We start from the raw sequence: 11,607 nt of genomic DNA, 5'->3' as shown, positions 1-11,607 counted from the left end.
TCGCCCCAGCCCTCGAAGCCGCCGGCGGAGAACCACTGCAGCTGCACCGAGAACACGAGGATCAGAAGAATCGCGAACCAGAAATTGGGAATGGCGATGCCGACCTGGGCCATGCCCATGAGGCCGACGTCGCCGAGCTTGTTGTGGCGCGCGGCGGCCGTGACGCCGACCAGCAGCGCGATCACGACCGTGAGCGCCATCGCCATCATGGCGAGCGGCACGGTGAGCGCCAGGCGCTCGAGGATGAGGTCGAGCACGGGCGAGCTGTAGGCGTAGCTGTCGCCGAGGTTGCCGGTGAGCAGGCCGGCGATCCAGTGCCAGTAGCGCGTCCACGCGGGCAGGTCGAGGCCCAGCTTGGTGGCCAGGGCCGCCACGGCCTCTGGCGAGGCATCGGGGCCCATGAGCATCTGCGCGGCGTTGCCGGGCAGGATCTCCAGCACCAGGAACACGATGATCGATGCGCCGACCAGCGTGCCGATCAGAGTCAGCGTGCGCTTCAGCAGGAACAGGCCCATCTCAGTCTCCTCGGCCGCGAAGGGATGAGGGGCGTCGCGTCATGCGGAGTTGCCGGCCGAAATGCATTCAGCAATCGCCCGGCCCACATCCACCGTGTTGGCCGTGCCGCCCATGTCACGCGTACGCGGACCTTCGCTCAGCACGGTCTCGATGGCCGAGATGACGGCGGCCGAGGCCTGGGCATACACCGGGTCGTTGTTGCCCAGATGGTCGAGCATCAGCGCGGCCGACCAGATCTGGCCGATGGGGTTGGCGATGCCCTTGCCCGCGATGTCGGGCGCCGAGCCGTGCACCGGCTCGAACAGCGACGGGAACTTGCGCTCCGGGTTCAGGTTGGCCGACGGCGCAATGCCGATGGTGCCCGTGCAGGCCGGGCCCAGGTCGGACAGGATGTCGCCGAACAGGTTGGAGGCCACCACCACGTCGAACCAGTCGGGGTGCTGCACGAAGTGCGCGCACAGAATGTCGATGTGGTACTTGCTCGTCTTGATGTCCGGGTGGCGCTTGGCAATTTCGGCCAGGCGCTCGTCCCAGTAGGGCATGGTCACCGAAATGCCGTTCGACTTGGTGGCTGCCACCAGGTTCTTGCGCGGGCGGCGGCTGGCGAGTTCGAACGCGTATTCGATGATGCGGTCCACGCCCACACGCGTGAACACCGACTCCTGGATCGCCATTTCGCGCGGCGTGCCTTCGAACAGCCGCCCACCCACCGAGGTGTATTCGCCCTCGGTGTTCTCGCGCACCACCAGGAAGTCGATGTCGCCCGGCTTGCGGTGCGCCAGTGGGCCGGGCACGCCTGGCATCAGGCGCACCGGGCGCAGGTTGACGTACTGGTCGAAGTCGCGGCGGATCTTGATCAGCAGGCCCCACACGGCAATGTGGTCGGGCACCTTGTCGGGGTCGCCCACGGCGCCGAAGTAGATGGCGTCGTGGCCGTGGATCTTCTCGGCCCAGTCGGCCGGCATCATCAGGCCGGTGCGCACATAGTGGTCGGAGCCCCAGTCGAAATGGTCGTACGAGAAGTCGATGCCGAAGCGCCGGCCCACCGCGTCGAGCACGCGCAAACCTTCGGGCATGACCTCGACGCCGATGCCGTCCCCGGGAATGACGGCAATCCTGTGCTTTTTCTGCATTCGCTCAACCTGTTCCAAATTCGTTGCATGACCGTTGCGAGGGGCGCCCGCGCTCGTGGCACGGGGCAGGTGAAAAATTCTAGGAGCGGGCAGTGAGCGGATCGATGGGGTTGGCACCCAAAAGGCCTTGACAAAATCAGAAGGCCTGGAAGGCGATCGTCGCTCTGGACGGTGACAATTTACTGTCACGAAACTGACTTGGACTTCGCAAAATGAGAAGGTGAACGGCGAGTTGTTGCGCTTGGCCACACCCGCCGCCTGCACGATTCATGGCCGTGCCGGCCCCGGCGTCGTGCCCCGGTGGCTGGCGTTGTCGACCGGCTGACACGGTCTTGCGCCGCCCGTACCATGGGCCGATGCGAACACTTCCACTCCCCACCGGCGGCGAGATGCCGGTTCTCGGTCTAGGCACCTGGCGCATGGGCGAAGACCCGGGCCATCGCGCGGCCGAGGTGAAAGCGGTGCGCGAGGCCATCGCGCTGGGCTACCGCCTGATCGACACCGCCGAGATGTACGGCGAAGGCGGCGCCGAAACCGTGGTCGGCCAGGCCATCGCCGAGGCGCTGCGCGCGGGCGACGTGCGGCGCGACGAGCTCTTCGTCGTGAGCAAGGTCTACCCGCACAACGCCAGCCGGCGCGGCACGCGCGAGGCCTGCGAGCGCAGCCTGCAGCGGCTGGGGCTCGACGCCATCGACCTCTATCTGCTGCATTGGCGCGGCAACCATCCGTTGCGCGACACCGTCGCGGCGATGCATGCGCTGGTGGCCGACGGGCGCATCGGCCACTGGGGCGTGAGCAACTTCGACACCGACGACATGCAGGAACTGGCGCAGCTGGTCGGCAGCGGGCCGGCCTGCGCGGCCAACCAGGTGTATCTGTCGCTGGGCGAGCGCGGTCCGGAGTTCAGCCTGCTGCCCTGGCAGCGCGAGCGCGGCATGCCGCTGATGGCCTACAGCCCCATCGACCAGGGCGCGCTGGCCGGCGACGATGGGCTGGGCGAACTGGCTGGTCGCCTGGGCGTGACGGCGGCGCAATTGGCGTTGGCGGCGGTGATTGCGCAGCCCGGTGTCGCCGCGATTCCGAAGGCGGTGCGCAGCGCGCACCTGAAGGAGAACCTGGCCGCCGCCGAGCTGCAACTCGATGCGGCGGCCCTGGCCGAACTGGACCGTTTGCACCCACCGCCGCGACGCAAGTCGCCGCTGGCGATGATCTAGGGGCCCTGGCAGGAACTCAGTGCGCCTCGGCCTGCTTGGCCGCCGCAATGACAGCCTGCTCGTCGTGCTTGGCGCCGTTCAGGAACAGGTTCAGCAGCACCGCCGCAATCGACGCCAGCAGAATGCCCGACTCGATCAGCGAATGGATCGCGTGCGGCATCCACTGCTTGAAGTTGGGCGCAATGAGCGGGATCATGCCCACGCCGATGGACACGGCCACGATCATCGCGTTGTGGCGGTTGGTCTTGAAGTCCACGCCCGACAAGATGCGGATGCCGGTGGCGGCCACCATGCCGAACATCACGAGGCCCGCGCCGCCCAGCACCACGGTGGGCAGCGACTCGATCAGCGCGGCCATCTTCGGCAGCAGGCCCAGCACGATGAGGATCGCGCCGCCGGCCACGCACACGTAGCGGCTCTTGATGCCGGTGACGGCCACCAGGCCCACGTTCTGCGAGAAGCTGGTGTACGGAAAGGTGTTGAAGACACCGCCGATGAGCGTGCCCAGGCCGTCGGTGCGCAGGCCGCGGGCCAGGTCCTTCTGCGTGATCTTGCGATCCGTCATGTCGCCCAGCGCGAGGAACATGCCGGTCGATTCGATCATCACCACGATCATGATGAGCGTCATGGTGAGGATCAGGATGGGGTCGAACTGCGGCATGCCGAAGTGAAAGGGCAGCACGATGTCGACCCACGCGGCCTTGCCCACCTTCTCGTAGGTCATGAGGCCGGTGATGGACGCCACCACCGCGCCGATCACGATGCCCAGCAGCACCGAGATGTTGGCGATGAAGCCCTTGGCGTACTTGACGATCAACAGGATCGACACCAGCACCAGCGCGGCCACGCCGAAGCCCGAGAGGTCGGCGTACTTGGGGTTGGGCACCGTGGGCATGATGGCGAAGCCCTTGGGCACCGCGGGAATGGAGCTGCCGGGCGAGGTGACCTCGGCCAGCCACTTCGCATACACCGGGTCGACCAGCGCCGGCGCCGTGGGGCCCACCGGGTTGCCGAAGATCCAGTTGATGCCTACGCGCATCAGGCTGATGCCGATCACCGCGATGATGGTGCCGGTGACCACCGGCGGAAAGAAGCGCAGCATGCGGCTCACCAGCGGCGCGATGAGGATGGACACCACCCCCGCGCCGATGATGGCGCCGAACAGCAGCTGCGCGCCGTTCTGGCCGGGGTTGGCGTTGGCGATGGCCACCATGGGCGCGACGGAGGCGAAGGTCACGCCCATCATCACCGGCAGCTTGATGCCGAAGAACTGCGTGGCGCCCAGCGCCTGGATGAGCGTGGCGATGCCGCAGCAGAACAGGTCGGCCGAGATCAGCAGCGCGACCTCGTCGGGCGAGAGCTTGAGCGCGCGCCCGACGATGAGCGGCACCGCGACGGCGCCCGCGTACATCACCAGCACGTGCTGCAGGCCCAGCGCCGCGAGCTTGCCTGCGGGGAGCCGCTGGTCCACGGGATGCACCGCAGGGACTGGGGAAGAAGTGTCGGCCGTCATCGTGTATCTCCAGTGAGAGAGAAGGCGTGGACGGCGCGTTTCAGGGCGGCGTCCACACATCGTGTACGCGAAACTGTATACAGTTTATGGTCACAACTGCTTCAGGAAAACCCGAGGGGGGAGGGCTCCTGCAGGCGCGGTGGCCGGTGCATGCCGCACCGATGCAAGGATCAGGCCGGCCGTGCGCGCGCCTCGCGCACCGTGAGGCCGGACGGTGCCTGCTTGGCCTCGTGCTTCGCGATGGCCGCCTCGCCGGCCACGTCTTCGGCATGCCGGAACATGCCCGGCGGGATGCGCACCGCGCCGATGGCCAGCGTGGAAAAAGGCGTGAAGCGCACCACGCCCTGGCGGTCCTCGCCCTCGATGCCGCCGGCCTGGCGGTCTGCCTCGTCGTAGAGGTCGCGCGCCTGGCGGTTGAAATCGTCGATCACAGCGCTGCAGCGCCGCTGCCAGTCGGGGCTCTGGAACAGCATCAGGAAGTCGTCGCCGCCGATGTGGCCCACGAAGTCGCGGTGCGGGTCTGCGTGCTGCGCCGCCACGCGCGCAAGCAGCAGGATCATTTCGTCGCCGCGCCAGTAGCCGTAGTGGTCGTTGAACACCTTGAAGTGGTTCAGGTCGGCGTAGCAGGCGGCAAAGTCGGCGCCGCCGTCGAGCAGGCGGGCGATATGGATGTTGATGGGAATGTTGCCCGGCAGAAAGGTCAGCGGGTTGGCATGCCGCGCGGCCTCGATGCGCGCCTCGGTCACCGCGCGCACCAGCTGGTCGCCCCTGCCCAGGCCGATGTAGCGCTTCTTCTGCGTGACGATGAAGCCCTCGCTCAGGTAGCGCTGGTCTTCCGACATCAGGATGCCCATCAGGCTCTCGACGTTGTCCTCCCGCTCCACGATGCGCGGCGACTGGCTGCCGTAGGACAGGCAGGGCCGGCGCCCGTGCACCTCGCGGAAGTACATGCGCGCGTAGTCGTTCATGAACGACTGGCGGTTGATCAGCGCCACGGGGCGGCCCTTGTCGACCACCGCGAGGGCATGCAGCTCGGGGTGCTTCTGGAAGAGGGCCGAAACTTCGTCGATGGGCGTCTGGGGGCTGAGTGCCGGAGCCTGGATCACCGACAGGCTGCGCAGCACGTGGGGCTGCGAGGGCTGGGCGGCGTGCGGCATCACCGCGATGCGGGTGTCGCGCACGAGCTGCGCCACGGCCGCGGGCAGCGCCGGCTGCAGCTCTGGCGCCGGCTGGCCCAGCAGAAAGCCCTGGCCGTAGGCAATGCCCAGGTCGCGCAGCACGCGCAGGTCCTGGGCGTCTTCCACGCCCTCGGCGATGAGCTCGGTGCCCATGGCGTGGCCGAAGGCGACGATGGCGCGCACCAGTTCCACGCTCTGCGGTGAGCTCGCGATGCCGCGCGTGAGCTGCTTGTCGAGCTTGACCAGATCGGGCTGCAGGTCTCTCCAGCGCCGAAGGTTGGAGTGGCCCTCGCCGAAGTCGTCCAGCGCAATGCGCGCACCCATGGCGTGCAGCGCCTGCACGGCGCGCTGCAGCGCCTCGGCGCTGCCGGTGGCGCGCTGCTCCGTGAGCTCGACCGTGATGTCGCGCGCGGCGATGTCGCAGCGCGCGAGCATGCGTTCGAGCCAGCATGCCGAGCCCACGCCGCCCATGGCCGCGGTCAGCGCATCGGGGCTCAGGTTCACGAAGAGCCGGCCCGGCTCGTCCAGGCGGCTCCACTCGGTGAGGACGATCTCCACGCAATGCAGCTCGAATTCAGTCAGCCTTGACTCGCTCGCAGCCAGCGCGAGCAGCGCCTCGGGGTTGTGCAGCGCCGTGCTGGCAGGCCCCCGCACCAGGGCTTCGTGGCCGAAGATCGTGCCCTGGCGCAGATCCACGATGGGCTGGAAGAACGGGAGGATCGCGGGGTGCGAGGCGGGCGCGTCGCTGGGCCGAGGTTGCCGGGGCATGGGTGTGAGTCGGTTCAACGGTGGTGTGTCCGCGGGAAACTCGGGGCCCATCCGGGGTGCAGCATGACGGGATTGTGTGACGGTCGGGTCGGCTGCCGCTGCCGCTCAGGCCAGCAGTGCCTTGACGAGGTCGAGCTGGCGGTCCGGCTTGCCGGTGCCGAGCTCCAGGCTGGCCTCGATGCGCAGCAGGTGCTCGATCATGTGGGCGACCGCGCCTTCCACCTCGCCCTTGCGGCACAGGCGCAGGAACTCGGCGTGCTCGTCGGACGAGCAGTGCGGGTCGTTCGACGAGTGGTACAGCATGGCAATCAGCGAGCTGCGCGCCACCAGTTCGCGCACCAGTCCGGCCAGCGTGCGGTTGCCGGTGGCCTCGGCCAGCGCCACGTGGAAGTCGCCCAGCAGCTTTTCGCGCACGGTGCCCGTGGTGGTGGTCTGGCGCAGCGCGCTGCGCTCGAACTTGATGTGCTGCTCCAGCGCCTGGTAGTCGCGTGGCCGCGCCGCGGCGATGAACAGGCGCACCACTTCGCTTTCGAGGATGCGGCGCACCGCGAACACCTCGCGCGCCTCTTCCACCGAGGGCTGGCAGACGAAGGCGCCCTTGTCGGGAATCATCTCGATGAGCTTGTCCTTCGACAGCATCAGCAGCGCGGCGCGCACCTTGGTGCGGCTCACCGAATACACCCGGCCCAGGGCTTCTTCGCGCAGCCAGGTGCCGGGCGGCAGGCGCTTTTCGACGATCGCGGTGGCGATGTCGTTGGCGATGCTTTCGATCGAGCTGGTCTTGTCGGCAACGACCGCCCCGGTGTCTGCCCGGACGGGGGCGGCCGGTTCGGCAGGAGGAGCGGAAGATTTGGAACTGGCGCGGGGCATGCAGGATTGTGGCCTAGCGCGGGAGGGTAAAGCCCTCCAGCGCGCCGATCATCCGTTTGGGCAGGGGCGTTGCCAGTTCTCCGCGCTTGCTGGTGCGCAGCTTCAGGGTGACGAGCGACTCGATGAGCTTGGTACCCGCGGCCACGCCGTCGATCACAGGCACGCCGAGCACGCGCTCGATGTGTTCGCACAGGTCGGTCATGCCGGCGCAGCCCAGCACGATGCAGTCGGAGCCGTCTTCTTCCAGCGCGCGCCGGCATTCCTCGACGATGCGCTCGCGGGCGTTGGAGAAGGGTTCCTCGAGCTCCAGCACCGGCAGTTCGCAGGCGCGCACGTTGGCGCAGAAGCGCTCCATGCCGTAGATTTCTGCCAGGTGCCAGGCCTGGCCGATGGTGCGCCCCAGCGTGGTCACCACGCTGAAGCGGCTGCCGAGCATGCTGGCCAGGTGCATGGCCGCCTCGGCGATGCCCACCACGGGGCCGCGTGCCAGTTCGCGCGCGGCCTTCAGGCCCGGGTCGCCGAAGCAGGCGATCACGTAGCCGTCGATGCCGTCGCGCTCGCCCGCCGCAATTTCCTGCAGCAGCCCCGGCACGGCCAGCGCCTCGTCGTAGTGGCTCTCGATGGACACCGGGCCCATGGCCGGGCTGACCGCGACGATCTCAGTGCCGGCGTGCGCCACCGCGCGGGCGCAGGCACCGATCTTCTCGGTCATGCTCCAGGTGGTGTTGGGGTTGATGATCTTGATGCGCACGGGGCGTCCCTTTCTCTTTCAGTGTTTCAAGTCTTGTTGCCGCGGTTCAGCAGCGCGTAGAGCACGAAGCCCAGGCCCATGCCGATGAACCATGCATAGTTCGCGCCACCGCGCAGCGCCGGCACCATCACGCACAGGATCGGCACCAGCGCCGACGGCACCAGCGCCATGATCGCCTTCGGGTTGTAGCCCCCGCTGTACCAGTACTCGCCCTGCGGGCTCATGGTGTAGAGCGCGTCCACGTCGATGCGCTGCTTGCGCACGATGTAGTAGTCGGCAATCAGGATGCCGAACAGCGGGCCGATGAACGAACCCAGCACGTCGAGCGTGTAGTGAATGACCTCGGGGCTGTTGTAGAGGTTCCAGGGCGTGAGGAAGATCGAGCCCACCGCGGCGATCATGCCGCCCGTGCGCCAGCTGATATGCTGCGGTGCCACGTTCGAGAAGTCGAAGGCCGGCGAGACGAAGTTGGCCACGATGTTGATGCCGATGGTCGCGATCATGAAGGTCAGCGCGCCCAGCACCACGGCGGTGGTGCTGTCGATCTTGCCCACGGTGTGCACCGGGTCGGTGATGAGTTCACCGAACACGGGCAGCGTGGCGGCCGTGGTGATCACGGTCAGCAGCGAGAAGAACACGAAGTTCACCGGCAGGCCCCAGAAGTTGCCCTTCTTCACGGCGTCGAAGCTCTTGCCGTAGCGCGAGAAGTCGCCGAAGTTGAGCATCGGTCCGCTGAAGTAGCTCACCACCAGCGCAATCGCCGAGAGCATGACGGGCAGCGCGTCCCAGCCCTGGAACTTGATGCCGCCCAGGTTCAGGTCGATCTTGCTCCAGCCCGCCTTCCACACCAGCCAGCCGCACAGCACCGCCATGACGATGTATACGGCCGGTCCGGCCCAGTCGATGAACTTGCGGATGGCTTCCATGCCGTGCCAGAACACGAAGGCCTGCAACACCCACATGACCATGAAGGCGACCCAGCCCAGGGCCGACAGGCCCACGAAGCCGTGCTGCGACACCTCGGCATACGGCGCGAGGTTGGGAAACATGTGCAGCGCCAGCACCATGAAGGCCGCCGAGGCGAGGTACGTTTGCACGCCGTACCAGGCCACCGCGATCAGCCCGCGGATGATCGCCGGGATGTTGGCGCCCAGCACGCCGAAGGACGCGCGGCACACCACGGGGTAGGGCACGCCCGTCACCTGGCTGGGCTTGGCCACGAGGTTGCAGAAGAACTGCACGATCACGATGCCCACCAGCAGCGACACCAGCACCTGCCAGCTGGACAGGCCCAGCGCGAACAGGCTGCCGGCGGTGATGTAGCCGCCCACGCTGTGCACGTCGGACATCCAGAACGCAAAGATGTTGTATTGGCCCCAGGTCTGCTTCCTCAGCGGCGCGAGGTCCTCGTTGGTCAGGCGCGGGTGGTAGCCCGGCTTGATGAGGGCGTTCGATGATTCCGCGTGCGGCGCAATGCCGGCTTCGCTCGCCCCCGCGGGGGCCTGGCTGACGACTGTGCTCATGGTCTTTCCTCGTGCGGGTGAGTTGGGTTTGGAAACCCGTTTTGACGCAAATCTCGCGCCGGATTGTCGGATGCGATATTTGTATACAAAAACTGCACGCAATCAAGGCCATTCGGGGAATCATATATCCGTAGATTCCCTGATGCGCTGCTGGTGCGCAACAAGGTGCGTCGGGGGAATAAAGTCCGTCGCCAGAAGGTTCAGCCGAAGCAGTTGCCTCGTCCTCTCGTTTGGGTGCGATGCCCAGATGGGTGTTCCTTGGCGACTCGGAGGTAGTCAGGAAATCAAGCGGCTCAATCCCACGCAGATCGCCGACCTATGAGCCGCTTGGCCACGGCGGCCGCCAGCTATTTCGCAAGCGGATTCGCCACCTGGTAGAGCCCACCGGACGGCCCCGCCGCGTCTTGCGAGAAAGTGCCGAACACCTGTCGCTCGTCCGGCGACAGGGCCAGACTGGTGTGGTGCGCGCCGGGCAACGGCACGGTGGCCAGCAGCCCGCCGCCGGCGTCGAAGACAGCAAATCCGCGGCCGTTGTAGAGACTGACGAACAACCGGCCCTCGCGGTCGGTGCGGATGCCGTCGGGCGTGTGGCGCGGTGCCGGCGTGGCGGCCAGCGCTGTGTCCAGCACCAGGAAGTCGCGCCGGTTGCGCAGCGATCCGTCGCCCGCGATGTCGAACAGCAGGACCTTGTCGGTCGTGCTTTCTCCGACGTAGAGCAGTTGGCCGTCGGGCGACACGGCGATGCCATTCGCGTTGCGGATCGAGGTGGCCACTTCGCGCGGCGCGCTCGTGCCGTCGGGCGCGATCCGGTAGACCTTGCCCGGCGCGCCGTTGTCGCCGCCGGATGCCGTGAAGTAGACCGCCGCCCCGGCGTTGCCGCTGCCGTTGCCGCGCGCGAGGTCGTTGGGGCGGTCGAAGGGCGCGCCGCCGCTGTCGCGATCAATGGTGCGCAGCGTGTGGCCGTCGGGCGTAATCTGCACGATCTCGCCGCTGTCGTAGCAGGCCACGAGCAGGCTGTTGTCCGCGAGCACGACAAGGCCGTTGGTGCCGCTGCCGGCTCGGTGCCAGACGGGCACGGCGCGCCGGCCGCCGTCGAGGCGATAGACCGTCGATGCCGCGTAGTCCACGAAATGCAGATCGGCGCCGACGAACACCGCGCCTTCGCCGAACTGCAGTCCAGTGGTGACGGTTTTTGCAGTTGCAGCTGCAGTTGCAGTTGCAGTTGCGGCGGAGGCCGTCCCCTGCAGACAGAGGATGAGCAAGGCAAGGAGAGCGGGAAGAGTGCGTATACGCATGATCAGAGATCCTCATTGCGGCCCAGCTGAAGGGTCACGAAGACGTGCCTGCCTGGGCCGAGCGGATTCGAATTCGTGCACCAGCAAGAGGGTCGCCTTCTGCGGCTGTTCGACGGCGCGCAGCGCAACCAGCTTGTGGCGCCGATTGCGCCATGACTCGCTCGGCCTCTTCGTGCTGACTGCATAAAAAAGGAACTGAACTTGAGTTGCTGACCTAAGGCGACGCGTGCGCTACATCAGCCGTTCGAGGACAGGTTCGGCACGCGTGATGCGCCGATTCAGGCACGCAGGTGCTCGAGCGACAACTGGCTGGTCACGATCGCGGGCGCTTTGCAAATGGAGCTAAGGCGGCATTGGCCTGGAAGCGTCGTGCGGCCCAGTACGTTGCGCCATCGACGCCGTAGCGTTCGGAGTGCACGGTTTCATGGTCCATTTCGAACGTGTCGCCCACCACGAGATGGCGCGTGTCGCCGTTGACCGTAAGCCACATCTCGCCGCGAACCACAAGCGCCTTCACGGCGAAATCGTGCGTGTGATTTGCAGCTTCGGTGGCCTCGGGATAGTCGCGCACACCGATGTCGGCAAAGCCCGCCGCGCGCATGGTTGTTTCAAATTCAGAAAAGGTCGCAAGGGTCATCGCGGAACTCCGTCTTGGGGGGGAAAACGATGCTAGCGAGATTCGGAACAATTAGCTGTGGCTCGCTCGAAGTCCTGATGCGCATGCACGGCTTTGGCGAAAGCAGAGTGAAAGGCGTTGCGTTCCTTGCCGTTCGTGCGCGCCACGCACCAGATGACTTGGCGGCGCCGGCATGGCCAGTGGCCATGGGTTCGCTGGCAGCTTGCATG

General features: G+C 66.9%; 10 protein-coding genes. 1 reads left to right on the top strand and 9 read right to left on the bottom strand.

The window, feature by feature from the left end:
- Both AC1DJH_RS24955 and AC1DJH_RS24950 read right to left on the bottom strand, forming a co-directional pair.
- Window positions 1–515 (bottom strand): ABC transporter permease (locus AC1DJH_RS24955; RefSeq protein WP_478187536.1); only part of this gene is annotated, 515 nt, incomplete at its 3' end.
- 39 nt (window positions 516–554) lie between these two features.
- Entirely contained in the window at window positions 555–1,649 is a 1,095-nt protein-coding gene (locus tag AC1DJH_RS24950) for a tartrate dehydrogenase (RefSeq protein WP_478187535.1), read from the bottom strand.
- A 356-nt stretch (window positions 1,650–2,005) separates the two neighbouring features.
- On the opposite strand from AC1DJH_RS24950, the gene AC1DJH_RS24945 reads away from it, so the two are divergent.
- Window positions 2,006–2,863, top strand: a complete 858-nt coding sequence (locus AC1DJH_RS24945) for an aldo/keto reductase (RefSeq protein WP_478187534.1) — start codon at window positions 2,006–2,008, stop codon at window positions 2,861–2,863.
- A gap of 16 nt (window positions 2,864–2,879) precedes the next feature.
- On the opposite strand, the gene AC1DJH_RS24940 is transcribed toward AC1DJH_RS24945, so the two are convergent.
- From AC1DJH_RS24940 to AC1DJH_RS24910, 7 genes are all read right to left on the bottom strand, one after another.
- Window positions 2,880–4,376, bottom strand: coding sequence for a nucleobase:cation symporter-2 family protein (locus tag AC1DJH_RS24940; RefSeq protein ID WP_478187533.1), 1,497 nt, complete (start codon window positions 4,374–4,376; stop codon window positions 2,880–2,882).
- Between the two features lie 170 nt (window positions 4,377–4,546).
- Window positions 4,547–6,322, bottom strand: coding sequence for an EAL domain-containing protein (locus tag AC1DJH_RS24935; protein WP_478187532.1), 1,776 nt, complete (start codon window positions 6,320–6,322; stop codon window positions 4,547–4,549).
- A gap of 105 nt (window positions 6,323–6,427) precedes the next feature.
- Window positions 6,428–7,192, bottom strand: coding sequence for a GntR family transcriptional regulator (locus tag AC1DJH_RS24930; protein ID WP_478187531.1), 765 nt, complete (start codon window positions 7,190–7,192; stop codon window positions 6,428–6,430).
- 13 nt (window positions 7,193–7,205) lie between these two features.
- On the bottom strand, window positions 7,206–7,943 hold the full coding sequence (locus AC1DJH_RS24925; RefSeq protein ID WP_478187530.1) for an aspartate/glutamate racemase family protein: 738 nt from the start codon (window positions 7,941–7,943) through the stop codon (window positions 7,206–7,208).
- Between the two features lie 26 nt (window positions 7,944–7,969).
- Window positions 7,970–9,466 (bottom strand): NCS1 family nucleobase:cation symporter-1, encoded by a 1,497-nt coding sequence (locus tag AC1DJH_RS24920; protein WP_478187529.1) that lies wholly within the window; start codon window positions 9,464–9,466, stop codon window positions 7,970–7,972.
- Between the two features lie 347 nt (window positions 9,467–9,813).
- Window positions 9,814–10,728, bottom strand: a complete 915-nt coding sequence (locus tag AC1DJH_RS24915; protein ID WP_478187528.1) for an SMP-30/gluconolactonase/LRE family protein — start codon at window positions 10,726–10,728, stop codon at window positions 9,814–9,816.
- A 346-nt stretch (window positions 10,729–11,074) separates the two neighbouring features.
- On the bottom strand, window positions 11,075–11,398 hold the full coding sequence (locus tag AC1DJH_RS24910) for an AraC family transcriptional regulator (RefSeq protein WP_478187527.1): 324 nt from the start codon (window positions 11,396–11,398) through the stop codon (window positions 11,075–11,077).
- Between the last annotated feature and the right edge of the window lie 209 nt (window positions 11,399–11,607).

The organism is Variovorax sp. 10N412, from assembly GCF_056394985.1.
The sequence above is the reverse complement of the archived record's forward strand: the minus strand, read 5'-3'. Positions and strand labels throughout refer to the sequence as shown.

What these genes read in the sequence shown, in the direction of transcription:
- AC1DJH_RS24950 (WP_478187535.1), bottom strand. Translation starts at nt 1,649, where the DNA reads ATGCAGAAAAAGCACAGGATTGCCGTCATTCCCGGGGACGGCATCGGC.
- AC1DJH_RS24945 (WP_478187534.1), top strand. Translation starts at nt 2,006, where the DNA reads ATGCGAACACTTCCACTCCCCACCGGCGGCGAGATGCCGGTTCTCGGT.
- AC1DJH_RS24940 (WP_478187533.1), bottom strand. Translation starts at nt 4,376, where the DNA reads ATGACGGCCGACACTTCTTCCCCAGTCCCTGCGGTGCATCCCGTGGAC.
- AC1DJH_RS24935 (WP_478187532.1), bottom strand. Translation starts at nt 6,322, where the DNA reads ATGCCCCGGCAACCTCGGCCCAGCGACGCGCCCGCCTCGCACCCCGCG.
- AC1DJH_RS24930 (WP_478187531.1), bottom strand. Translation starts at nt 7,192, where the DNA reads ATGCCCCGCGCCAGTTCCAAATCTTCCGCTCCTCCTGCCGAACCGGCC.
- AC1DJH_RS24920 (WP_478187529.1), bottom strand. Translation starts at nt 9,466, where the DNA reads ATGAGCACAGTCGTCAGCCAGGCCCCCGCGGGGGCGAGCGAAGCCGGC.
- AC1DJH_RS24910 (WP_478187527.1), bottom strand. Translation starts at nt 11,398, where the DNA reads ATGACCCTTGCGACCTTTTCTGAATTTGAAACAACCATGCGCGCGGCG.